The 24,568-nt window shown below is 44.7% G+C and carries 19 protein-coding genes; 10 read left to right on the top strand and 9 right to left on the bottom strand.

Going from position 1 to position 24,568, the window contains the following annotated elements; all coding sequences use genetic code 11:
- Positions 1-125 precede the first annotated feature (125 nt).
- Positions 126-1,001, top strand: coding sequence for an endonuclease/exonuclease/phosphatase family protein (locus tag ACWQXP_RS03695; protein ID WP_454061492.1), 876 nt, complete (start codon positions 126-128; stop codon positions 999-1,001).
- A 406-nt stretch (positions 1,002-1,407) separates the two neighbouring features.
- Positions 1,408-2,130 (top strand): small metal-binding protein SmbP, encoded by a 723-nt coding sequence (gene smbP / locus ACWQXP_RS03690; protein ID WP_454061491.1) that lies wholly within the window; start codon positions 1,408-1,410, stop codon positions 2,128-2,130.
- A gap of 459 nt (positions 2,131-2,589) precedes the next feature.
- On the opposite strand, the gene ACWQXP_RS03685 is transcribed toward smbP, so the two are convergent.
- From ACWQXP_RS03685 to ACWQXP_RS03665, 5 genes are all read right to left on the bottom strand, one after another.
- Positions 2,590-3,051 carry a hypothetical protein gene (locus ACWQXP_RS03685; RefSeq protein WP_454061490.1) on the bottom strand — a complete coding sequence of 154 codons (462 nt, stop codon included), beginning with the start codon at positions 3,049-3,051 and terminating at the stop codon, positions 2,590-2,592.
- 215 nt (positions 3,052-3,266) lie between these two features.
- On the bottom strand, positions 3,267-3,896 hold the full coding sequence (locus tag ACWQXP_RS03680) for a BON domain-containing protein (RefSeq protein ID WP_454061489.1): 630 nt from the start codon (positions 3,894-3,896) through the stop codon (positions 3,267-3,269).
- A 347-nt stretch (positions 3,897-4,243) separates the two neighbouring features.
- Positions 4,244-8,242, bottom strand: a complete 3,999-nt coding sequence (locus ACWQXP_RS03675) for an AsmA family protein (protein WP_454061488.1) — start codon at positions 8,240-8,242, stop codon at positions 4,244-4,246.
- 667 nt (positions 8,243-8,909) lie between these two features.
- Positions 8,910-9,758 (bottom strand): hypothetical protein, encoded by an 849-nt coding sequence (locus ACWQXP_RS03670; protein ID WP_454061487.1) that lies wholly within the window; start codon positions 9,756-9,758, stop codon positions 8,910-8,912.
- Between the two features lie 119 nt (positions 9,759-9,877).
- The gene (locus ACWQXP_RS03665) at positions 9,878-10,405 is read right to left on the bottom strand and encodes a hypothetical protein (RefSeq protein ID WP_454061486.1); all 528 of its coding nucleotides are present in this window, start codon (positions 10,403-10,405) and stop codon (positions 9,878-9,880) included.
- Between the two features lie 700 nt (positions 10,406-11,105).
- Here ACWQXP_RS03665 and ACWQXP_RS03660 point away from each other — a divergent pair.
- Positions 11,106-13,784, top strand: coding sequence for an MMPL family transporter (locus tag ACWQXP_RS03660; protein ID WP_454061485.1), 2,679 nt, complete (start codon positions 11,106-11,108; stop codon positions 13,782-13,784).
- Between the two features lie 302 nt (positions 13,785-14,086).
- Here ACWQXP_RS03660 and ACWQXP_RS03655 read toward each other — a convergent pair whose 3' ends face one another.
- Both ACWQXP_RS03655 and ACWQXP_RS03650 read right to left on the bottom strand, forming a co-directional pair.
- Entirely contained in the window at positions 14,087-14,389 is a 303-nt protein-coding gene (locus ACWQXP_RS03655) for a hypothetical protein (RefSeq protein ID WP_454061484.1), read from the bottom strand.
- Positions 14,390-14,456: 67 nt separating this feature from the next.
- Positions 14,457-15,953 carry a TrkH family potassium uptake protein gene (locus ACWQXP_RS03650; RefSeq protein ID WP_454061483.1) on the bottom strand — a complete coding sequence of 499 codons (1,497 nt, stop codon included), beginning with the start codon at positions 15,951-15,953 and terminating at the stop codon, positions 14,457-14,459.
- Between the two features lie 225 nt (positions 15,954-16,178).
- Between ACWQXP_RS03650 and ACWQXP_RS03645 the strand changes: the two genes are divergently transcribed.
- The 7 genes from ACWQXP_RS03645 (at position 16,179) to ACWQXP_RS03615 (ending at position 21,449) form a co-directional block, all read left to right on the top strand.
- Positions 16,179-16,625: a hemerythrin domain-containing protein gene (locus ACWQXP_RS03645; RefSeq protein ID WP_454061482.1), complete on the top strand. Its 447-nt coding sequence runs from the start codon at positions 16,179-16,181 to the stop codon at positions 16,623-16,625.
- A 95-nt stretch (positions 16,626-16,720) separates the two neighbouring features.
- On the top strand, positions 16,721-16,942 hold the full coding sequence (locus tag ACWQXP_RS03640) for a hypothetical protein (RefSeq protein ID WP_454061481.1): 222 nt from the start codon (positions 16,721-16,723) through the stop codon (positions 16,940-16,942).
- A 391-nt stretch (positions 16,943-17,333) separates the two neighbouring features.
- Positions 17,334-17,666, top strand: coding sequence for a formate/nitrite transporter family protein (locus tag ACWQXP_RS03635; protein ID WP_454061480.1), 333 nt, complete (start codon positions 17,334-17,336; stop codon positions 17,664-17,666).
- Entirely contained in the window at positions 17,650-18,444 is a 795-nt protein-coding gene (locus ACWQXP_RS03630; RefSeq protein ID WP_454061479.1) for a DUF421 domain-containing protein, read from the top strand. Before ACWQXP_RS03635 ends, ACWQXP_RS03630 begins: the two co-directional genes overlap by 17 nt.
- A 75-nt stretch (positions 18,445-18,519) precedes the next feature.
- Complete coding sequence (locus tag ACWQXP_RS03625) at positions 18,520-18,957, top strand: hemerythrin domain-containing protein (RefSeq protein ID WP_454061478.1); 438 nt, start codon at positions 18,520-18,522, stop codon at positions 18,955-18,957.
- A gap of 165 nt (positions 18,958-19,122) precedes the next feature.
- On the top strand, positions 19,123-19,890 hold the full coding sequence (locus ACWQXP_RS03620; RefSeq protein WP_454061477.1) for a PRC-barrel domain-containing protein: 768 nt from the start codon (positions 19,123-19,125) through the stop codon (positions 19,888-19,890).
- Between the two features lie 77 nt (positions 19,891-19,967).
- Positions 19,968-21,449 (top strand): catalase, encoded by a 1,482-nt coding sequence (locus tag ACWQXP_RS03615; RefSeq protein ID WP_454061476.1) that lies wholly within the window; start codon positions 19,968-19,970, stop codon positions 21,447-21,449.
- A 107-nt stretch (positions 21,450-21,556) separates the two neighbouring features.
- Here ACWQXP_RS03615 and ACWQXP_RS03610 read toward each other — a convergent pair whose 3' ends face one another.
- On the bottom strand, positions 21,557-22,495 hold the full coding sequence (locus tag ACWQXP_RS03610) for a D-Ala-D-Ala carboxypeptidase family metallohydrolase (protein WP_454061475.1): 939 nt from the start codon (positions 22,493-22,495) through the stop codon (positions 21,557-21,559).
- Positions 22,496-22,551: 56 nt separating this feature from the next.
- Positions 22,552-24,264, bottom strand: coding sequence for a L,D-transpeptidase family protein (locus tag ACWQXP_RS03605; RefSeq protein ID WP_454061474.1), 1,713 nt, complete (start codon positions 24,262-24,264; stop codon positions 22,552-22,554).
- Positions 24,265-24,568: the final 304 nt, after the last annotated feature.

Below are 24,568 nucleotides of genomic sequence, written 5' to 3'. Positions count from 1 at the left end.
AAGGAATGTGGTGGCTGAGGATTTTGGACTTTCCTTGTGCCCAGTTTGCCTTTTTAGGTGTAATGATTTTAATCACATGGCTTGTTCTATATCTACAGGAGCACTCGCTTTTTTACAGCACAGCCATGATTCCTTTTCTCGTGGGAAGCCTGCTGATCCAAGGATATCGAATTTATCCGTACACTATCTTCTCGCATAAAGAAAGCACTCCTTGCAGAGAAGACGATCCAGAACGGACCATCAGTATTCTCTCAGCAAATGTGTTGATGGACAATCGAAACTCTCACCAACTCATGCAATTTATTGAAATGTCAGACCCTGATCTTATTTTGCTCACAGAAGCGAATCATTGGTGGGAACAGGCCATGAAACCGCTAGAAACAAGATACGATTACACCATCAAACAGCCACTCGAGAATACCTACGGCATACTCTTGTACTCTCGTTTTTCATTGATAGACAGTGAAATAAAATTTTTGGTGGAAGATGATGTCCCTTCGATACACACCACTCTCAGAATATTTTCAGGAGAAACAGTGGATTTTTATGGATTACATCCTCGTCCTCCTCGCATCGGTCAAGATGTTCACGAGCGAGATGCTGAACTCCTCATCGTCGGTCGCAGAATAAAAGAACGGCAAAGACCAGCAATTGTCGCAGGCGATTTAAATGATGTAGCCTGGTCACACTCGACTCGACTGTTTCTAAGACAAAGTGGCTTAGTGGACCCTCGTATCGGCCGAGGGTTTTTTAATACCTTTCCGGCTCACTTCCCTTTTCTCAGATTTCCCATGGATCACATTTTCCACACGAAGCATATTGGATTCAAGCGACTTCAGATCCTTGAAGCATTTGGATCAGACCACTATCCTATCTTTGCTGTCTTGTCTTTTGAGGATCACTCAACTCCCCTTCCAAATACAGAAAAAAAGGTACGCAATGAAGCGAAAGAAAAGATTGAGGAAGGGCTTGAACACGCTCACAATAAATCGTTGACATAATCAAAAAACATAATAGGCATATTACGTTCGAAAGAAATGACTGTTTTCTTTCTTAGTACGTATAAGTATTGGTGCCTTCCCAAAACTTTTCCAACTAGACATTTAGATTTTTACACGATGGGATTTGTAGTTTGAAGATATTGCTTGGGGTGGGGTTAAATTTTAAAACTTATGCAGTCAAGAAGATGATCCAAAGACGTTGCAATTATCAAAGACCATCGCATAAATACAAGTCATAACGGAACCCGGCGCGGACGAAGTCGATAGGCAGGATGAAAATAGACTAAGTCTCTCGATCATCCCACGAATTAACTCGTTTTAAGAGAAACCTCTGTTTGAAGCAGGTACATATAGACAGAGTTCGAATTCATTTCACACGTAATGTAAATATATAGGAGGCATGTTCATGAAGGATTTCACTATTTCTCACAGAAGCATCATGATTGTGAGTATGTTGACTCTATCATTTTCCTTCTCTGGCTTAGCGCTTGGAGCATCACCTCACACAATCAACAATCATAGTTCATTTCTCATTCTTACAACGCTCACATCACAGGACAAGCTTCAACAATATAAAGAAGACGTTGAACAGCAACTGAAAAAAGCTCAGAATCTTTTGCAAGATATAGAGAGCAGGATTGATACAAGGTCCAAAGAAAATCAGGAAACACTAAAAAGAAAAATGATGAAACTCAATAAAGAGCTGGAACATGCTCAACGTGTATATAAGAACTTTGACTCGGTAGACCCAAAAGACTGGTTGAGAGATAAGACCGAAGTCGACGCGGTCATGGCCAACTTAGACATGGCGTATGATGAGATTCTTCCCACTCTTCACGATAAATCCCGTTATCTTCAAGAAGCCGTTCATCATGCGAAGCTTGCCGAAAGCTTTGCAGAAGAAGAAAGAAAGAATTTATTCCTAAAAAACTCAGAAAAAGCTAAAGACTATGCGTCTCTCGCCCAACAAGAAGGAATTGACTCTGAACCACTAAGCGAGAGCATCTCTGAATTGAATGACGCGATCGCTCACATTAATCAAGACAAATTAGGCGCGGCCAAAACATTAATAAGAGGCGCATATCTCCATTTAAATTCAGCTTTTAAAGAGCAAAAGGATTCGCAATAATTGATCTTGAGAGATAAAACAGATTGCTGTCCCGTCGTAAAAATCGACGATATGTATCCTTTCAAGAGAGAAAGGGTAGATCTGTGATATTCAACTGGCACTGCCCACTCCTGCAAGCCCAAACACACAGCCGAGAACGCCGCATACGAATGCGGCGTGGATAGATGATCCAAAGCCATAGATTATTTGATGAAACCATGAACAGAAAAACTCTCGCTGACTTACGAATTGTCAAACAAAACTTGGATTCGACAGAGGGACGAATAATTATTATGAGACCCCTCTCGCTTTTCTGATTCTTATGGCTTGCTGGTGGCTATCCATGGAGGTTTGCACTTCTACTTGATCCCCAACCCAAAGTGACTCATCTATGAGTGTATGTGATTTGGTCGTCAGTTCCTTTTTATCGCCCGTGCTCGTTTTGCTTACGTACACGCCATGCCATTTATCAATGCGGCCTTAATTCCCATGTATGGTCACATTTTCTGCTGAGCTTTTATCACCCATCTCAATGCTCAACACCTTTCGAATGGCGATTGGAATACGATCTTCAGAAAAACGAACTTCAACTCTGTCTCCTACAATCAGAGCTTCGTCTACAAGAATTGATGGGGTGGCCTCGATAGAGTAAATCTCCTCTTCATCCGAGTCATTGTCTTTAATGATGTATGTCTTGTCATTTATGGAAACGACTTCGCCTTGGAGAACAGGACCACCCGGGTCGACAATGGCAATCTCTGGTTCAGTCGGGCTCGTTGAAATGATGTTTGGCGTAGACGATGGAGATGTCGTGGTCGGAGTTAATATGATTTCATTAAGAGGTTCTTTTTCCTCTTGACATGATACAAACCCGAGAACGATTAAAAGTACGAGCGAAAATAGTCCACAATAAGTCCGAACGTTGTTAAGGTTGCTGTTCATGGTACACGTCCTTAGTATCTTTGCCCATGAGTCTCGGCCGTAGTCGACGGGTTGCATCAAAAGTCGGATGGCACCCAATGGCTTCCACACCGGCCATTATCTATATCGATAGAAAAACCATTAATTGATATCCTCTCTCCCCTATACACTATCCTTTTTGCGACACCGACTTCATAAGCAATTAACGGTATCATAATCGTCCAATTAATAGCTGGTCACGAGAGCTCATGATCAACCCACAATCTACTTTTGACTCGTTTCGCGCCAGCCTCATAGGCATTTTCTACAGCGTCGGCAATTTCCCCTGTATTTTCGACACCACCATAAAGCGTGGCTACTCCCTCTCGTACATGCACTGTAATATAGGCTGAATTGACAAACGGACTGAGTGAGAGTTCTCGCTCGATCTCACGTGCTAATTCTCTGTCACTCAGTTCAGCCCATGGACGATCGCTGACTTCTCTCCGATGCAACTTATTCTGAACTCTCCATGCCCCTGCATCATAAGCAATTTCCACTGCATCGATCATCTCACTACGATCATCTACGTCACCGGAAAGCGTCGCAATTCCATTTTTGACCGAAACATAAATGTCATCTCTATTGACAAATGGACTTATCCCCAAATCTGTGATGATGAGGGCCCGTAGCTTAGAATCAGTGAGAACTTCATCCTCAGGCTCATAATCATTGTCCTCCGGAAACAAGGGATCATAATACGGACTCACATACGGTTTGGCACCATAGTAATCTTGGCTTTGAGCAAGTCCTGGTGCGCCCACCATCATTATAAACACTCCGAGAAGTGTGGCTGTTGAGATACCTGAGTGTAGTCTCTTCATCATTAACCTCCGTTTAAAGAGGAAGAAAAATGTGTCCATTTTAAATACCTACTTTACTATATTTTCTTTAGCTCTCGTGGAGAAGTATACAAATCACTGAATTCTTCAACATAAGTGTCTAGGTCACAACACTCATCCACAATAACGACGCCTAAATAGTCTACGGTAAATCCTTGCACAACTCTTCATGTAAAGGTGAAAAACTGTTTACTACATAATTCTTCGAACACCCTTAGCCAAATAATTCTCTTGGACCAACTTTCTAGTCTATTGATTCACCAAGTATTGACGTTAAGCTTGAGAACGTTGAAACCAGCAAGCTAGAAGAAGGTTTGGATCTATTCGATGAATCACTTCACTGTTTCAAATTCTCGTTTCCGTTCATCCATGTCCCTCTTTCGCGCCTTTCTCAGGTCTTCGATCATGCCGTCACAACGCGCGTTATTGTCCGCAGTTCCAAATTCAGGAGACGGAATGCTTGGATCAACACTGAAATTTGGATTTTTAAACGTGCCGGCAACGTGTAAGGGCCCTCGTGAGCTTAAGAAAGTAAAGTCTTTTGGAAAAGGCTCGACGGTCAAATCCATCTTTTCTTGACGAAGATCAATTTTCCCATGACCTTTGAATTTCGTATCCGACGTATCGAACAGGAACGGTTGGATGGTGACGATACCGCTGCGAGTCTGAAGGTCTGTGTAGGCACAATCAATCGGCACCCCCGTATCTGTACCGAGAAATACCGTCGCTGACTCGGTAAAATCCAATCCTGCTAACTCAATCAAGAGGGCATCCATTTTTCCTCCTGTCATCGTGAGGTACAGACCTCCATCTGCTGAGGCAAACCAATCTGCTAACGATGTCCCGCGCATCCACAGAGTCCCCTTCCCTCCAATGTTCCCAAATGCATCATCGGTCATTTCAGAAGCAGTGAATAGCTTACTCAAGTTCACTTGATCAAAGTCCGTTTTCAATTTAGCCTTTACAGGTATTTGGCGCGCATTGACTTCAAGCTCCATCGCTGCAGTGCCCTTCGCTACGCCAAAATCTAATCGATTCATCTGCATGTGGCCATTTTGAAGTGTCATGGTGAGCACAAAATCGTCTAGCGGAAGGTCTGGCGCCTGAACATTTTTGGCACGATAGTCGACATCCGCGTCCACCTTTTGGAGTTGAGTAAAATCAATGGGTTTGGCAGGCAACAGCCTTTCTCGATCATCGAATTTTTCTGCTTGTGCCTTTTGCTTCTCAGAAGCGGTCTCCTCTGGATCAGGTGGAGCACCGGTTAAACCGGCTAAGTCATCTAAATCAAGCTTACGGGAATGCAAACGTGTAAAGATCATCGGCCGCTCGCCACCCGTGGTCACACGCAGTTTGCCGGCTACGTCGCTATCCCCTATGGTCCCTTCGAGATTAGTAAAGATAAAAACTTGCGTTCCATTCTTAAGCTGCTTTCTTTCCAAATTGGCATGTAAGTCATAGGGAGGTAAGTGAGGCAGAGGAATTTTGATCGATTTTCCAAAACGAAACAAATCTGGACCCGCCAAGCGTAGAGAGGTGGTCAAACTCTCAAGCGGAAATAACCGACCAACATGGCTTTCGATATCAAGGGTAGTTTTTTTTATTTGGAAGGTTGCATTCACTGGTAATGAACGATAATCCTGAATAGCTTGACGAATCGTGCCGCCTTTAAGAGAGACATCCACTGGTATTCCCTGATACTCCACTTTTCCTTCAATACGAATATCTGATTTGAAACTATCCGCCTTCAGGCGTAAGTCTGTCTTAGCCTGTAGATCAGGATCGTCATACTGCAGACGGACTTCCTCTATTTCCAATCGGTCAAGCAGAGCATCAGTGTTTGAAGTGTTCTTGATGTTTTTGTGACTGACATCCGGAAGCTTCAACCCTATTCGTCCATCAACGACTCCTAGCGCAGAGGGTTCCTTACCAAAAGCCGTTAGAGCTTCACCGAGATCCACGCCCTGAATTTCAGTACGCAGGGTTCCTGTTGGAGCAGAGGTGTTAACATTCAGATTCACTCGTGTCTTAATCGTTCCTCCTCCAAGTGCAATGGATAGCGGAACGACGCGAAGTCGGCCCTGGTCTATCGTGGCCTTAGCTGAAACATTGTTCAGGGTTGCTCCAGGTAATACAAGACGTTGCACTTCGAGACTTATTTGGCCAGTCAGATCTGTCAACCAAGGTGGGGTGGTTGATTCGATCGACATACGTTCAGAAGAATCGGACTTCGCAGAGGAACCGTCAGATGTTGTTGATTTAGACGATTGGCCCTCTGTAGGCGTCTGTGGTATCAACGCGGCTACATCCAGTAAGTTGGACTTCAGCGTCGCCTTCACGCGTAGTTCGTCAGCCGTATTGATTATTCCCACCATATTCAAATTGCTTTGCCCAACCTGACTGACAAACTTATCGAGTTTCCAGTGATCATGTTGCTTGCTGAGTGAGCCACGTATCGCCAGTTTGCCTAACGTCGGCACCTCGATCCCAAATAGAGCTGCAATGGATGCGGGCGTATCACTGCTCACTTGAAAGCGCATATTCATTTTTGTCACTGGCCAAGTGGGCATCACTGACGCCGTTACGGATGCCATCGCGTCAGCCAGCTTGAGATCCAAAGTCAGACGTTGAAGCGATTCATCTGTATTGAGTTTCACCAATGATGTCAGATCAGGAATCGTGAAGGAAAAACCTAGCGGTGCATCTTTATACTTCCCATCGGCTTCTATAACGATATCTTCCTTAGACATATCTTCTTTAAGACGTGCAACCAGTTTTGTGCTTGAGGGAGTATCGGTGTAAGTCACATGAAACTCCTCGACGGCAACCGAGTCTAGTTCTATGCGAGCAACTGAATTTTCCTCATCATCGATGGAAGCTTGGTTTTCATTGACTGGGACACGTTTTGTTGCAACATTCATTGCTAATGCTATGCTTAGATTCCCAGGAAACATCGGGAATGTGGGTGCAGACAAAGCGTCTTTCATCTCAGAGTCTTTCGCAGTCCCAATAGTCGGAGTTGTCTCAATTTTGAGCTGTATGCGCCCACCCGTTAGGTCAGAATTAGCAGATATGTATCCTTCGACTTTGCCATGGTTCTCGTCTATCGTACCGAATAAGGTCTCAACTGTTAACGCATGATTCTCAAGGCTCATTACAACCTCGGCGTCCGTTATAGGTGTTTCCTGGGTTTTCAGCAGATCAGATCTATACTTGAATTTTGTTTGCATAGATGCATTCGCAAGAAACGCCAAAAGGTTCGCCACCTGCTTGCTCACTGGCTCGGAATTTTCTTGGTCAGGCATAAATCCTTGAAGCTGTGCGATGTCTACGTGTTCAGAAGAAAAGTTTCCTTCTACACGTAGTGGATCAGCATCCGGTATGACTCTCAGCGTCCCAGTGAGGTCGCTGTCCACCACCGTTGCGTTCAGTTCATCAATGGACCAGACACCATCTTCTAGCCCGACATGCCCGGCAACCTGATACATTGGTAGTGCGGGCAATTGCATGTCCAATGCGTCATTCCAACGTGAGAGGTTTTCACCGTTCAAGTGAAATTGCAGATTGGCCATCTCTGGCGAAATTGGAGCATCAACCGTTCCTTCCATGAGCAAAGATGTCTCACCGGAGCTGAGCTGTAGTTTCAACGGATAGTTATTCGTATTGTTTTTTGTCACCACCGGAGCCGGACCTGCAGACAGGCTCATCTCCAGCGGTTGTCCCAAGAGTTGTCCTCCGCCTTTGGCAATTATTCGTCCTTGCTCAGGAGAGAGATTTTGATTGAGAGATTTAAATGAGAGTTTTAGCGACGTGTCCTGTCTTGTGTCGACATAGGTGAGAAGCCCATTATCCACCGATAGTGACTCAATACGCGGCACATTTGTCACACCATCCTCATCTTCGTCTTGACCTGCAGAGTCTTGATCATTCTGTGGAGGTGGGGGTTGTTCCTCCAATTGCCAATTGGCTCTATCTTGCGCCGACGTTTCCAAGTGAACCACGGGTTTGATCAACTGCACATCGGCGAGAACCAAATCACCGCCGAGTAGTTCAAACACATCAATGCCTATGGTCAAGACATCCACAGAAGCCAGAAAGGGGTTTGAGGCCCAAGATGGATTGGCTACCGATGCCTGTTCCACTCGTATGCGGGTGATAGCTCCTGGGTCAAGCCTTATGGAAGCGATTGTTACGTTCTGACCAATGATTTCTGATAATTTGACTTCGGCAAAATTCTGAAACCATTGAGAATTCAGTATGAGTGTCACTGTGGCTCCACAAAGGACTACCACAAGAACCAGCCCAGTAAGCAAACCGATAATTATTCTCATAGGAGAGGTTCGAGTTTTTTCATTATCATGGTTCATTTTGTTAGAAAAACCTCTCACCTACCGTTGAACTACGACTCCTCCCTGACATTGGAGTCGAAACAAGAATTCTTGAGTATTTTTCCTGCCAGGTACCAGACAGATCGGAAATTCCGAAGGAACTTCGTTCAACCAATGGTAGAAACGACCTACCTTAGGCTTCATCATCCTGACAACCATGATCCCATTAGGATAATGGAATCACGTTGAACAAGAACACAAAGGTTCGGATAAAAATGAGAGGATTTCGGTTGCGGTAAACGTTGCCATAGCACAGGAGCCCATGCTCAATGTCGCCGCCATCAACATCGCCGCCAGCAACAAAGTCGTAACCTTGGGAGGTTTCGTTAAAACTGCGGTTCAACAAAAACCAACGACAGAAGCAGCGCAAAATGTGAGATAGAACAGACCGTCACGAACAATCTTCAAATAAAATAACGTCGTGGCATTACAAAAGACGACATACATTTGACGATAATGACTGATAAAAACACTTCAGATGAGAACCGAATCAAACAGCTACGGATAGGGGACGAACAAATCTCAGACTCTTCTCTCGACGCTGGGCCAGAGACGTCGAGAGAAGATTCGCAATTACCTTAACTGTGCAGAAAGGGTTCTTCCTGCAAATTTAATCCAGCTCTTTTGTTGGATAAGAAATATTAACCACTTTATCGTTACGATCAACCAATAAGGTCACCTCCGCCCCTTTCGTGAGCTGCTGTAACTCATCTTTGACGAAGTCCCATACGGGCAGCGAGATGGTTTCCTCTTGCTTTTTAATTGTTAACGTTTTTTCACTTAATTTTTCCTGAACAACACCCTTCACTTGACGATAAGCACTAATTTTGGCGCTACGTGCCCAGTCACGTTCAGCTTCAATATCTTTCGACAGTGTGGCACTTGCGATTTTATTGCTTTCATCAAGTAAGAACAGCCCCTCGGTGTCAAATGGAATAGCGGCCACCTCACTTCGAGCAAGCGGACGGACAGGAAATGTCTCTACTTTCCCGTCTGGCATTTTGATCATCGCGTGCGCTTGACCAACGGGCAATGATTGAGCGAGAAAACCCTTGATCAATTTATGTTGACCCTCCACTTCTTTACCCATGAGATGATAATCCACGACATGGTTTTTCGCGTTCACAATTATTTGAACTTCATCATTATCCTTGAGAGTAAACCCTTTTTCTTTTGCACGCTCCAGTGACAAATACCGTGGACTTATTTCCCCCGTATCACCAGAGTTCACTTTGGCATGATCCTCCGTTATACCTTCAACCCTTCCGGTAATGATTCGATGATTAGGAATAAGGGTGTGGTGATTGCTGTGTTGATCATCGTCGAGCTTCTTCGACTCAGCGCCTTCAGAAGAAGATGGGCCCTCCCCGCTGCCATTAGATGCGATACTCAGAGAGAACAGAGATATTACGAAGTAAGTGGTAGCCAGTGCATTGATAAAAATACCGACTGATTTCATTCGCATAGTCAACATAGAGACCCCCTTTTACAAATCGTTTACTAGCCCCCACTTGGCGATGGGGGCTAACTTTTCACTGATGCTTCACGTACATCGAATTGTCAAATTTCCGATCTCCGTTACTGGCGCTGTTTGACCGGCATACCTGAATCGACCGCATCACGCGCTGAACCGCCAGAGATTGCATTCATCGCACGATCACGCTCTTGACGGAGATTTGCTGTTTCCTTTTGGAGAGCATCCCGTTCTTTTAAATACTGATCGCGTTCCTGGATCATTTGATTGTGTTGTCCGTCACTTGAAGTACCACTTTGGGCCTGAATGTTCTGCTGACCGGAATTACCTTGGCTGCCCTGTTCGCTTGCTTTCATAGCCTGATCGCGTTCTTGTTTGGCCTGATCGCGTTCCTTTTGAGCCTGTTCCATACCTTTTTGGGCTTCGTCATGCTCTCGTTTGAGTTGATCACTCCATTGGGTTCCGCCGCTTGCACTAGGATCTTGAGTGACGTCAGACATACTTCCTAAATTTGGTTCAGCAGAGGAACCGACCGGCTTCTCCATGGCGGATGCTATTTGTACAACAGATCCTGAGGCAATAAACAATCCACAAACTGCTAGCGCGAGAATTTGAGATAAACCATGTTTCATGATGGGCACCTTTCGTTTAAGATTGATGAGTGAGAAACTCTCTGAATGCTGATATTGGCATCACGTAGACAAATCAAATGGTACGGAGTAAAGGATCAGCACACGTTAAACTCTAGCAAGACAAGCACGCTGTTCTGCATGTACAAAAGTCAGGAAAGACGATGGAAGAAGTCCACACTTGAACCTGAATGGCAAATCTTTCTAAACGTTTTTACAAACTCTCAGTGACAGCGTTTAAATCTAAAGATTTTAAGATCTCCGTTGTCCTCCAACTCGACATCTCAACTCACCAGCCCCCTAAAACTTACATCTCCTCACAGATCACTGTATGACTAGCTGGAACGAGGTTAAGTTGGGATAAATAAGGAGCAACGCTAAACTGATGAGCAAACGATGCCCGTGCCACGGATTAATGAAACTTACAGAGGGAGTGTAAAAATGAAGGTCATCACTGGTAAGATACTTTTCACAGTCAGCATCTGTCTTGAAACTATTGGCAGCATATGTTTCACATAACTCATTGATTTAACATAATTCCGCTTAAGATTAATCTTAGGCTATTAACGAAATACTTCTTGCGTTCCCGCACGATTACACTGCTTCATTCCGACCACACAGCTTGCCCTCCTTGTACCGTTCCCAGATCAGGCGAGCGATATCAGACACGCCTACGCAAGTCATCCGGATACATTAGCTAGATATGGAAAATAAAATAAACAGGTTCTGTCGGGCGATTATTGAAGCCTTCGCCGGCTGGATTTTACACCACTCTCGATGGGTTGTAGGTCTCGCTATCTTGACGAGCACCGTCTCGGCTTTTTATGCGGTCACGACATTAAGCTTGAATACGGATATGTCTCAAATGCTTTCGGCCAACTTGCCCTATAGACAGGCCGAAGAGCTATTTCGGAAAACCTTTCCACAATTATCCAATTCAGTTCTTTTGGTCGTCGAAGCCAACACGCCGGAGATGGCGCAAACGGTCGTCTCAACGATAGAACAACGGCTTAACAATCAAAAGAACTTGATTCAGTCTGTCTATGCGCCTGATGGAGACCCATATTGGAAAAATCATGCACTGCTGTATCTCGACATCGAAGAATTAAAAGGCTTTGCATCATCCTTGGCAAATGCCCAGCCCATGATCGAGGAATTATCCAAAAATCCAAGCTTCTCTGGACTCTTGGCATTATTAAATAAGCGACTGAATACACAAACCTCTTCTGAAGATCCGATACTACCCGAACTGTTCGTTCGAATCTCGCAGGCGATCAAGGCAACCATGGCCGGGTATCCCTACGCCGTTTCATGGCCACATGTGCTCATGAACCACCTCGCACCTCAGCAACCGATCACCAAGCTCATCATGGTGCAACCCACGCTTGATTATCAAAGCTTATTCCCGGCTAAGGCTGCTCTCGATGCGATTCATCTCATCATCAAAGATCTCGAACAATTTTCGACTTCTGATGTTCGAATCCGAGTCACGGGTGAAGTCGCACTGGCCCATGACGAACTCATATCCGTCAGCCAAAGTGCAGGTATCGCGTCAATCCTGGCTCTGATCATGATCAGCATCATTTTATTGCTCGGACTACGATCAGTACGACTTGTGATGGCAACACTCTTGACGCTAGGAATCGGCTTAGCACTGACAGCGGGATATGCCACACTGGCCGTTGGTTACTTAAATATGATCTCGATAACCTTCGCCGTCTTATTTGTTGGCCTGGGAGTCGATTACATCATTCATCTTTGCCTGCGATATCAAGAACGTCTCATAGCTGGTGCACCAATCACACACGCACTGCGAGGCAGCATGCTCGACGTCGGACCATCCATTGCTCTGTGTGCCGTGACCACCGCCATTGGATTTTATTCCTTCTTACCAACCGATTACGACGGAATGGCTGAATTGGGTCTCATATCTGGCACAAGCATGTTCATTGGCATGTTCGTCAGCCTTATTGTGTTGCCTGCCCTGCTCAACCTCATCCCACTGCCACAGACCGCCGATCGACCTCTCGAAAAACTCACTCGGCATTTCAGCCCTATTCATCATTTATCAGCCTTTCAGGGACGAGCCGTTCGTTGGGGAGCAGCCGGGCTTGTGCTTGTCACCATCACGCTATTGCCTTATACAACGTTTGATCGTAATCCTCACAATCTCCGCAATCCTCACAGCGAATCCGTCACAACCTTTAACGATCTCCTCCATTCGGAATCGGCCAGCCCTCTCACCCTCTCCATCCTTGCATTGAATGAAGCCATCGCGCAAGACTACGTTTCTCGTCTCAAGCAATTGAATTCCGTGAAAAGCGTTCGCACCATTCATAACTTTATACCAAGCGAACAGTTCGGAAAATTTCCGTATATTGAAAAGATCGCAGCGTCTCTCCCGCAAAATCATCAATCTTCAGGTTCACCGCCGGCATCAGAGCCATTTCAACCCCCAGACTTAGATGCCGTCATTGCAACATTGGACCACATAGGCAGCAAGGAAGCCATTCGGCATAACCAAGACCTGGCTGTTCATTTAAAAGAGCAATTGCATGTCTTTTCAACCCATCTCGCGACATTAGAGTCTGATGCACAGAGACAACTTCTCGAGCAACTGGATCAACGTCTGTTCGAAGATTTTTTTATAGCACCGTCCACACAACAACAGATCAGTTCATTCGGTCTCGTCACATTAAATCGTCTACCCAAGAGCCTGCAGGAACGATGGGTCAGCGAAGAAGGGATCTATCGAGTGCAAGTGTTCCCTCAGGAAGACCTCAGCCTGAACGACAATTTACAAAATTTTGTGGACGACGTACGTCGTGTCTCTCTTCAGGTGACCGATCTGCCCATGGTCTACACGGATGGCGGAGATGCGGTGATAGGGGCCTTTCAGGAAGCATTTCTTTTAGCCATTGGGGCTATTTTCTTCCTCTTACTTATGGTGTTCCGCAATTTTAAAGACGCTCTTCTGGTGATGATCCCATTGTTCATGGCTGGTATGCTGACAGCTGCGACATCAGTCGTTTTAGATCTGTCGTTCAACTTTGCGAATGTCATTGCTCTCCCCTTATTGTTTGGACTTGGTGCCGACAATGGAATCCATATCGTCCATCGTGTACGCTGTTTTTTACGCTCAGGCGAAGCATTATTTCAAACGAGTACCATTCGAGGCGTGATTCTTTCTTGCCTCACGACCATCATGAGCTTTAGTGGTCTGGCCTTTTCTTCTCACCTTGGCATGGCCAGTATGGGACAATTCTTGATTATTGGCGTCTTCTATACATTGATCTGCTCTGTGATCATCTTACCCGCCTTTCTCTGCTCAACATTCAAGATACCACGTAACACATCGAAAACTCCGAGAATAAAAAAGTAACATCATGCTGTCAAAATGCCAAAATTCGTTGATCGTTTCGCCAGCAAATGCTCTTGAATGATAGAGATTCCACGAGCAAACGAGGAAACCAGTAATATCGTCAAAGCCTTAAGAGAATCTTTACCCGTCCTGCCAAACTTTAGCAAGCCTGGGCACAGCTATCTCATGTCAACCTGTGGAGCACAGCTTTCTCACATCGGGATCTTCTTCAGCCTCAGTGTCGGTAAGGGATCTCTTCATACCGATGTTGAGAACGAATCTGAAGCAAGTGAGTGATCCTTTCTCTTGGATTACCGCAATCCCTAAATCCATTGGAATTGACAACTTAACGAGGCGATGATGCCCCAAACAATGGCCAAGAGACCTAGTAGGTACGGCAAGCCATAATGCAATATTTGACTAGTTTGCAGGGTCATACTATCGGATTGAAATGGATTGTAAATTTCTTTAATAGAAAACAGTTGCCCACACACAAATACCAGTAGAAAAGCTGCTGCCCACTGATCGTAGTTCAACGGTCCAATTAACCCCACCGTAATGGTGATATACATCACACCGACAGAGTTAAACCGTGAGCACCATTCTTTCGCTTCGTCGTTGTCCATACGAGGGAACCGTTTTTTCACACTTAGGCACGAGGAACGCGTGAGAGAGAAATGAGAGGACTTATCACTACCGTCTGTTGAGTAGACACATGAACGAACTGGATATTAAAACAAGAACTGCAATAATTTCGAGCCGGCCCATCCACATCAGTCCTATTAACGTCAATTTCGCTGACTGGGGTAAATCAGTGCTCGTCACTCCAACGCTTAATCCCACACTACCTAAGGCCGACATAGCCTCAAAGAGAATCTCGTACAAGTTATATTGATTACCGAGCGCAATAAAGAGAACCAATGTACCTGTAGCTAAGGTCACGATATAGAGGAATGCATATAGAGCAGCCGTTCCCACGTATCGCATAGCTGAAGCCTCATCCATGTCTTTTCCGTTATACCTATAACGTGTCGATTGACGATTCTCCAGCCAGAAACTCTGGAGCCTCCACACGAAAGACTTACTCAACCAGGTGATTCGTTTAACCTTGAGTCCACCAGTAGTTGACCCAGCCATACCGCCAATAAACATCCCAATCATTAGAATGAATAAGACTGATTGGGCCCACGTGGCAATTTTGACAGAACTGAATCCGCAGGTTCCCATGGCAGAAGCCCATTGAAATAACTGGTCAATAAATAGTACGCGGGAATCTTGTGTTGAATACATCAGCAGTAATACAAGCAGCCCGAACAAAAACAACATCAGAAAAGTGTGGAATTGCGACTGCCGAATGATAAATCGGAGATCGCCTCGTATGAGGAATGCGTGATGAATGGGAAAGCTGACGGCCCCAAGTATCATAATAATGATGGCTGCAGATTTAATGTTGACATCATAATTATTAAAACTTTCTGAGGTGATCGTAAAGCCTCCAGTGGCAATACCCGTCATACCATGATTGACGGCTTCCCACATTGGCATGTCCGCGAAATAAAATATGCTTATGGCAAATATCGAGTATCCCAGAAAAATCATCCAAATTCGACGGGTTGCCTCTGTGATACTGTCGCCTAACTGGGAAGAGCGTGTTTCAGCAGAGTATAACGCGTAGTTATCTTCCGTGGGTTCAATCAATGCCAATGTCAAGACCATCACACCGACTCCGCCAATCCATTCCGTGAAGCTTCTCCACCATTGTAGAGTCACCGGTAGAATACTTGGATCTTGAGTCATGGTGAGACCTGTACTAGTGAAACCCGACATTGACTCAAAGAAAGCATTCAACGGATGCCTAAAAGCACGAACTGCTTCGCTGGATTCCGTTCCAAGATAGGCAGCCGTAATAAATGGAATCGAGCCTATCATGGCAATAAAAAGCCAGCTTAAAGCCACAACAATCATTGACTGAGGGGATTGGGTTGGTCCGCCTCTCGCACAGCATCGATACAAAAGCTGGCCCCCGCCAAGACCTAGTAGAGCTGTAATAATAAACCCTGGCAAGGCATACCATTCTCCTGATCCCACGACGATAAGAATGCTGAAGAGAGCCATAGCGCCCGGAACATGAAGCAACATTCCAAGATCATGTCCAATAGCATTGAACGATAAACGAGTCAGCGCCGGCATCTAATATTCTTTTTTTCAAGTGACTGCTTAATGTTTTTCACCACAACCAAAACATGATGATGCACGACTAACTCACTGAACTGAATGATACAAATCAGCTGCTTCGCCATTACTTTTGTCTCTTCCTGTGAGGAGAAGATCGTGATGTAATAGAGCGTGATTGCGAAAATATGTATGTCGCGCAATCGATCATCATATACAATTTCATATTTCAAGGAGGAGCTCATGACTATCTATCAAGTGCTGAAAAATGATCATCAGGAAGCCAAAAAATTATTTGCCGACCTCGAACAGACCAAAGGCAAGAATGGCAATGCACGCGAGAAACTTTTCACAGAATTGAAAGCCGCACTCGAAGCTCATAGCGAAGCAGAGGAAGAGGTATTTTATTCACCACTGAAGAAAAATGAAGAGACAAAAGAAAAAATCCAGCATGCAAACAAAGAGCATGACAAAGTTGCGAAAACGCTTACAGAGCTTGAGGATATGGATAAAGATAATGAGCAATGGCTCAAGAAGGTGACACAACTACAGGAAGACGTTCAGCATCACATCAAGGAAGAAGAAGAGGAAATTTTCCAAAAAGCCAGGGGCATTTTTTCCGAGCAGCAAGCCGAGGACATGGCTCAAGAATTTGAACAAGCTAAGAATCAGAAAGCCATGAAAACATAGACCGAGAGGGTGTCGCTCCGTGTTGTGGCATTCGTTTTAGTTTTGCAGATCATCAACAATCAAACATTCACAGGACTGTGCAGGAGGAAGCGACAATGGGAACAGAATGGGGTTTATGTAAAAGCTGCAAATGGTGGCAAATCGATCCAGAAGCGGAAATCAAGGATAAGACACTAGGCCTCTGTATTGATGAAACGCTTCAACCTTTTTTATTACGAGTTTCTGGCGATAGTGGCTGCAATAAATTCATGAGCGGGACACCAGCCCGGGCCAAAGGATCTTCGACACAACCTCCAACAGCCGAGCCGGCTCGATAGCTGTACGTACTCATGCGGAAAGTAAGTTGTTTCTGAATGTCTGTGCGTTGTTGATCTTTATGATCATGGCAGTGGCCAACAGGTACAGGTGCAGTGTTGGTGTCCTCGGGGTCATTGCGGAATAGTCTTCTAGACACTTAGCCGTTCCTTGTTGAGCAATTTACTGTAGGAAACTATGCACCCAAGGTCCTTATCTAAAAAAGAAACTTTTCAGATTTTTTTCATAGCTTATTCTACTCGATAAAGATATGCACATTAATCAATGAAAAAAAATAAATATCATTAAATATTGGACTTTCGGGGAGGAAGATTCCCACGGATGATCTGGATAAACCTAAGCAAGAAACCTTAACCAATCCTTCAGCATAGGCTTCTGCTAAGGGCGAAGCCGTTGAGGATTATTTCGACACCAACGAGATTTTCCTCAAAGTCTAAGCAACAGCACACCATACGTTACTCCAACCCATTCACACATTTGTGTGGGGGCTTTGCGGCAGGACTCATGATCGGCATTTCCTTTCTAGCTCAAGCTGTTGTGACAACGGCCTTACCCAAGGGTAGCGCCTACGGATTGCTGGGCCATCTACTCTATCCCATCGGCTTTATTATCGTGATATTAGGTCGTTATCCACTCTATACCGAAAACACGTTGACCCCAGTCATATTGACCTTTACCCGGTTCGCCAGGCTGCAGACCTTTTTAGAGTATGGGGAATCGCGTTAGCACTCAACCTCCTCGTGCAGAGCAAGCTTCAGCAGCTATTGTCTTTGACTTTCTCGTGCCAGTTGTGTTGGGCAACACCGTCCGCAGCGTGGTATGTGTGACAACATTGAACCACGCACCGTTCAGCGCCGCTAAAGAAGATTTCGGCGAACGGCTCTCGTGGCGTCGATGGTTGATGGAGCAAGCTTCGTCGTCATGTGAAAGTTTGCAACGTATTCCACGTCTAAGATCTATACACATAGGAAAAAGAGTAAAGATGTTTTTTGATAATTGGCCAGAACTCGGACGAGTCTTTGTGGTGGGAATTCTCGCATATCTGTCTGCTATCATTCTCTTGCGGCTTTCGGGAAAACGAACTCTGTCCAAATTGAATACCTTTGACTTTCTGGTAACCGTCGCACTGGGTTCTACTCTGGCGAGTATGATCTTGAACAAAGATGTGGCTTTGACTGAGGGTATTGCAGCGTTCTGTGTACTGATTCTCAGTCAATTTGTCATCACCTCTCTGTCGGTTCGCTCATCAACATTTCAACATTTGATTAAATCCGATCCGACGCTCATTTACCACAAGCAACACTTTTTAAAAAAGGCCATGCAACGAGAGCGAGTGACCGAAGAAGAGGTACGGGCAATCATTCGAGAGAGCGGGCATCTATCTCTGGAAGGAGTAACTGCTGTGGTAATCGAAACTGACGGAAGTTTTTCAGTATTAGGAACATTGAATCATCGCCCAGATAATTCTTCACTTGCAAACATTGAATTGCCTAAAAGCAAATAAAACATGTATCAATTTGAAGACCACACGATCTGATACGTTGGTGTCTCTCTGTTACTTTACTTTACGGGGGAACAAATGAATATTTACAACGCCTTAAAGAACGATCATCAGGAAGTCAAGGAATTGTTCGATGAACTTAAGCAACCACCACATATGAACGGCGAGTCTCGGGACAAGATTTTTACGAAAATTAAAACTGCACTTACGTCACACAGTGAAGCTGAGGAAGCGGTGTTCTACACACAGCTGAGACAACAGGGAGAAGTAGAAAAGAAAATTGAACTTGCGGTTAATGAGCATAACCAAGTCTCGAGAACCCTAGAAGTTCTTGAAAACATGGATACAAACAGTGCGACGTGGCTCAACAAACTGATGAGCCTATGCGATGAAGTACAACAACATATTAATGAAGAGGAGGGGGAGATTTTCGAAACGGCACGGTGTGTTTTCTCTCAGCAACAAGCTCGAGAAATGGGAGAACAATTTCAACAAGCAAAGATTCTAAAAAAATAAATCCATTGCATGAAGATTAGACTTTCTTGTTTATACGGCTGAGGTTTTATCCATTGAAACAATGAGTCTACAGTAGGGTATGGTACACGCTACTTCTGATCGCACAATGCAAATATGCACGCATTGTGAATGATAGACAATTTCAGGCTATATCATGGAGGGCTTATGTTACGAACACTCAACGTCATCTTGAATTATGCACTTCGGGCTACGGACAAAGACCTCGGATCAGTGAAAGACTTTTATTTTGATGACCATGTCTGGTTGATTCGATATCTGATTGCCGATACTGGGAATTGGCTTCCCGGACGACAAGTGTTGATTGGCACAGAAGCTCTTGGACAACCGGATTGGAATGAGGAAATATTTCCAATTCACCTGTCTGCTGAACAAATTGAACAGAGCCCAGATATTCAAAGCGATTCTCCAGTTTCTCTTCAACAGGAGGAAAAGCTTCGCTCTTATTTTTCATGGCAACGCTACTGGGGTGAAAAGCCATTTATTCAGCCTGCGGCTGGTGCCACCTTTGGTTTGGTTGGCGTGACGCCCGCCCCTGAAGTCTTACCACCACATGTCGAGAAATCGTTTCAGGTTCCGACCGGCGACCCCCATCTTCGCAGTGTGAATGAGGTCTGTGAGTATTCGATACAGGCACGTGATGGTGACATCGGGCATGTTGATGATTTTGTGATGGATGACACATCGTGGAGGCTTCTCTATATGATTGTGAATACCGGGAATTGGCTTCCAGGAAAAAAGGTCCTTATCTCTCCGGAGTGGATTAAACGGGTCAATTGGGCAGACCAAACCGTTGATCTCGACTTGACTCAGGAAGAGATCAAGAATAGTCCAGAATTTGATCCATCACTTCCGATTAATCGCGAGTATGAGGCCCGACTTTACGATTATTATGGACGTGCCAAATACTGGTAAGACAGATGTCTCTCTGCTGACATATTCCGTACGATTTAATCAAGCATGAAATAAACGCACAGACGGAAGGAAGAATCATGGATAACTATAAATCGCTCACCACGAAGGCGGGATGTCCTGTTTCCAACAACCAACATTCCATGACGGCAGGGCCCCGTGGCCCCGTACTCATGCAAGATGCGCATTTAATCGAAAAGATGGCGCACTTTAATCGCGAACGCATCCCTGAACGAGTGGTTCATGCGAAAGGCTACGGAGCGTATGGCACGTTAACGGTCACTCAGGACATTACGCAATTTACCAAGGCAAAAATCTTTTCCAATATTGGAAAACAAACAGAATGTTTTTTTCGTTTTTCCACAGTAGGTGGCGAATCTGGATCAGCTGATACAGAGCGTGACCCTCGGGGCTTTTCCATGAAGTTCTATACGGAAGAAGGCAATTGGGATCTCGTCGGCAACAATACGCCCATCTTTTTCATTCGTGATCCTCTTAAATTCTCAGACTTTATTCATACGCAAAAACGTGAGCCGGGATCTCACCTCAAACCGAATTGGATGAAATGGGATTACTGGTCGTTAAGTCCGGAATCCCTACACCAAGTCATGTTTCTGTTTAGTGAACGGGGCATCCCCAAGTCAGCTCGTTTCATGAATGGATATGGAAGCCATACCTATAGTTTGATTAATCATAACGGTGAGCGCCATTGGGTAAAGTTTCATATCAAGACCATGCAGGGCATTCAAAACTTTACCGCCGACGAGGCCACGAGGATGGCAGGAGAAGATCCGGACTACTCAACACGTGATTTATACGAAGCCATTGCCAGAAATGAGTTCCCTAAGTGGAAAATGTCGGTTCAGATCATGCCGGAATCTGACGCTGAGACGTATCACTGGCATCCCTTTGATTTAACCAAAGTCTGGCCACATAGTGATTACCCACTACAAGAAGTCGGCATTGTCGAATTAAACCGAAATCCAGAAAATTATTTTGCCGAAGTCGAACAAGCAGCATTTGAACCAAATAACAGGGTTCCCGGCATCAGCTTTTCACCAGATAAAGTGTTGCAGAATAGAGTATTATCCTATGGCGATGCCCATCGCTATCGACTCGGAGTCAATTACGATCAAATTCCCGTGAATCAAGCCAAACATGCGAAGGTTCGCACGTATCACCGCGATGGGTCAATGCGAGTCGATGGCAACCACGGTAACGCTGTCAATTATGAACCGAATACCTATGGCGGTCCAATGGAGGACCCGGCCTATGATGAACCCCCGCTGAAAATCGAAGGTGAAGCGACACGATATAATAGTTATACTTGTGATGATCGAGATTATTACGAACAGCCAAAGATGTTTTATCAACACACCCTTGATGATTTGGGTCGCAAGCAATTAATCCAGAATCTCGCGACAAGTATGAACAAGGTGCCCAAAAATATTCAACATCGACAGGTGTATCATTTCTATAAAGTGGATAAAGAATTCGGAGAGCAGGTGGCAAAAGCAATAGATGTCAACATCGAGGATGCGCTCAAAGCATGGGAGACTTGAACATCTCCCGATTTAGAACCCGTATAGTGAATCATTGAAAGGGATCCAACGACGACGTTCACGGTATTGAGCGCAGACACAGCGTCCGAACGTGGACACTGTGTCTGCTAAGGGTTCGACCACCTGGCTGGGGTCCCACGAACATCCACATGAACAAACGGTCCTCGGTGACTTCTTGGGCCGTATACGCCAAGTCCTCCAATAAATGGGCGATACCAGGCCTCTTTCGATTTATCGATGATGATATTGGCAAACTTTTGAGCATCGACGAGGGTGGTTTTTCCATCATGATCAAGGTCATCCATCATGTTGTTTTGATCTTGATCAACGAAAATGTCGGCGGCATCTCCATACAGGTGACGACTATACTGAGTTGGGTTTCCGATGGCTTTGTTGTAAAACGGAGTTCGAAAGCCGCTCATGACATGGAGGGTTTTCACGTTCTTCCCGCTCTCCTGCACCGCTTCGAGAATCATTTCTAATTTCAACAGCAGTCGCTCTCGCAGTGCGACATACTTTGGATACCCGCTAGGCTGCTTGGAAACAAATTGTCCCAAAGTAAAATGCGGCGAGACCAGTTCATGTTGGTTCTGCTTCGTGACTTCGATAAACGCTCGTGGAGGTGCATAGACAGGATTGTTTTTGAGAGGTTTCTGCTGATACTGTCCAATTCTATAGCCATTAAGCTTGCTATTCTTGGATTGAAACGGAACCATCACAAACGCATGAAACACCATGCGGTGCTGACTCGGCTTCTCTGTAATCGTCACCGAATACATACCTTTTGCTTGCGGAGCTTTCCACGTCCATTGCTCCTTTGAAATGAGTTTGGGAGTCCCCATCGATGCCGCAATGGTAAAAGTGCTTTTGGGATCGGTAAATACACATTCAAATTCTATGTTTTCTCCCGGCATCAGAAAAATACCGAGAGTGTGATAAGGATTGAGATCATCTTTGAATTGAACAGAAAAATTCATCTTTTCAACAGATGATAATTTTTCTGCCCGCACACTAGTAGTGGTAAGCGTCAACATGACAATGGGCATGAAGGCGATGAACAGCTTTAATGTGATGTTTCTAATTGAACACCTCACTTTAAGTGTTAATGCTTCGCAGCATAATAGTGTGGTATCTCACTCGCACGCTTATCTGATAAGCCATAAATCCACTTATCAGTGATATGCGGACGGGCCAAGGTATTTGAGAGAGCGGGTTTCAATGCCTGCCACAGGCGTTCATCATGACCGTAAATATCCTCACGAAAATTTATAAGACCATCATTGTCGACCCATGATGTAAAATAAACAATGTAAACAGGGACGGTTTGAGACATATCAACGACCTCACGTTTTTGCGTTTTATAAATTTCCGTGATTTTTTCAGGCGTATACGTTTCACCTAATAAAAATTCAGCAAAAGCCCTCGGATCTTCAATACGTATGCAGCCATGACTGAAATCTCTTTCCGATTCATCAAAGAGATAATCTGCGGGCGTATCATGCAAATATATTGCATGGTCATTCGGAAACATAAATTTGACCAAACCGAGGGCATTGGAGGGACCAGGCCTTTGCCGAAGACGAACGATATTGTTTTCTAAATTTTCCAGCGTAAATAAGTCGGACTCGAGAACTTGTTCATCCCAGTCGACAAGTTCGTAATTTTTCGTCTGTAAATACAGAGGATCTTCACGAAACTTGGGGAAAATTTCTTCGGTCGCGATACTCCGAGGGACATACCAGTACGGATTAAACACCACATATTCGATAGTGTCACTGAAGATCGGCGTTTGGCTCATTGGTTTGCCTACAATCACTCGCATTCTCATTCCTTCATTACCATTCAAGAATGCGGTCAGCATATAATCCGGAATGTTCACATAAACATAATCATCTCCTAAGCCACGCGGCATCCATCGCCGCCGCTCTAAGTTAATGAGAATTTGTTTAATCCGCGTTTCGACCGGAACATTCAATTCTTTTAACGTGACAGGGCCAAGGAGTCCGTCAACGGTCAAGCCATGACGCTGTTGAAATCGTCTCACAGCCTCTACAACTTCTTTGTTAAAAACATTGTTATCTGGGTCACTTTTCAAATCTCTCGTCGCAGACAATCGACGTCGAAGAGCTCTGACCCGTTCACCATGTGACCCAGAGCCGAGGAGAGGACCATCTGAGATAACTGGCCAGCCATGTTGCGTTTGAATGGTTCGATAAGATGCCAGCGCTTTGAATAGAGGCGTGTAACCATCATGTCCACTGGCGATTTTCGTGAACGTTGCCGAAACACCACGTTCCAATGCATCTGACATGAGAGAAGTGAGAGAGTGACGATGGTCTGTAAGATACCATTTTCCATTGACGGCCGCTGGGGAAATTCGGCCGGCTGTGAGATGATCAGCAAATTTGAAAAAATTTTTGGTCAGTACAGTCTCTAATTTCCAAAGCATTTCCGTGCGAGCGATATGGTCATCCACCGAAAAGAGGCGGATGGTTCGAAGCAACCACTGTATTTCATCCGCTTCATAGTCTTGTGGGTCCAACCCTTGTTGCACTGCATCTGACAAGGTTTGAATTAGCTGCTCACCAGATTCATTGAGATCATAGTCTTCTATCCATATAGGACTATATTTTCTTTCGGAATAAATTGAAGCCACTTCAGTTCCATACGAACCATTAAAAGTCTCCAGTTGTTTTTTCAGGCGGTCAGGTACCGTAGGCGAGATTTCCTGCACCACGTTTTCTTTTGATAGCCCATACTCAAAAGATACAAAAATAGAAAAAATGATAACAATGCTAAGCATAATTTTCTTCATATATTTTTCCACCCTAACAACACAAGGAATGAATAGTTGATTGGATACTCCATCATTCTTGTTACGACATGCCCTCACCAAATATCTGAACCATGACAAATAATCTTTCATCGAAGATGCTGTTAGGCACTCTTGATATCCATCACTCTGAATTTTCTAGGAAATTTTAACTGTCCTTTTAATCAACGCGTGATGGACAAATTCATAAGGATATCTTCAAAAATGTCTGCATCTCTCTCATTTCTTCTCCTGTCCAGAGTCTTTCGTACTCACAAAAATTGAGCGTACGATAATACTGACTGCC

This window comes from Candidatus Nitrospira salsa (genome assembly GCF_965152625.1).
Note: the sequence above shows the minus strand (reverse complement) of the source record. Positions and strands in the feature narration are given on the sequence as shown.

Coding starts and splice junctions, on each gene's coding strand:
- ACWQXP_RS03695 (WP_454061492.1), top strand. CDS start 126: ATGATTCCTTTTCTCGTGGGAAGCCTGCTGATCCAAGGATATCGAATT.
- smbP (WP_454061491.1), top strand. CDS start 1,408: ATGAAGGATTTCACTATTTCTCACAGAAGCATCATGATTGTGAGTATG.
- ACWQXP_RS03685 (WP_454061490.1), bottom strand. CDS start 3,051: ATGAACAGCAACCTTAACAACGTTCGGACTTATTGTGGACTATTTTCG.
- ACWQXP_RS03680 (WP_454061489.1), bottom strand. CDS start 3,896: ATGATGAAGAGACTACACTCAGGTATCTCAACAGCCACACTTCTCGGA.
- ACWQXP_RS03675 (WP_454061488.1), bottom strand. CDS start 8,242: ATGAGAATAATTATCGGTTTGCTTACTGGGCTGGTTCTTGTGGTAGTC.
- ACWQXP_RS03670 (WP_454061487.1), bottom strand. CDS start 9,758: ATGAAATCAGTCGGTATTTTTATCAATGCACTGGCTACCACTTACTTC.
- ACWQXP_RS03665 (WP_454061486.1), bottom strand. CDS start 10,405: ATGAAACATGGTTTATCTCAAATTCTCGCGCTAGCAGTTTGTGGATTG.
- ACWQXP_RS03660 (WP_454061485.1), top strand. CDS start 11,106: ATGGAAAATAAAATAAACAGGTTCTGTCGGGCGATTATTGAAGCCTTC.
- ACWQXP_RS03655 (WP_454061484.1), bottom strand. CDS start 14,389: ATGGACAACGACGAAGCGAAAGAATGGTGCTCACGGTTTAACTCTGTC.
- ACWQXP_RS03650 (WP_454061483.1), bottom strand. CDS start 15,953: ATGCCGGCGCTGACTCGTTTATCGTTCAATGCTATTGGACATGATCTT.
- ACWQXP_RS03645 (WP_454061482.1), top strand. CDS start 16,179: ATGACTATCTATCAAGTGCTGAAAAATGATCATCAGGAAGCCAAAAAA.
- ACWQXP_RS03640 (WP_454061481.1), top strand. CDS start 16,721: ATGGGAACAGAATGGGGTTTATGTAAAAGCTGCAAATGGTGGCAAATC.
- ACWQXP_RS03630 (WP_454061479.1), top strand. CDS start 17,650: ATGGGGAATCGCGTTAGCACTCAACCTCCTCGTGCAGAGCAAGCTTCA.
- ACWQXP_RS03625 (WP_454061478.1), top strand. CDS start 18,520: ATGAATATTTACAACGCCTTAAAGAACGATCATCAGGAAGTCAAGGAA.
- ACWQXP_RS03620 (WP_454061477.1), top strand. CDS start 19,123: ATGTTACGAACACTCAACGTCATCTTGAATTATGCACTTCGGGCTACG.
- ACWQXP_RS03615 (WP_454061476.1), top strand. CDS start 19,968: ATGGATAACTATAAATCGCTCACCACGAAGGCGGGATGTCCTGTTTCC.
- ACWQXP_RS03610 (WP_454061475.1), bottom strand. CDS start 22,495: ATGCCCATTGTCATGTTGACGCTTACCACTACTAGTGTGCGGGCAGAA.
- ACWQXP_RS03605 (WP_454061474.1), bottom strand. CDS start 24,264: ATGAAGAAAATTATGCTTAGCATTGTTATCATTTTTTCTATTTTTGTA.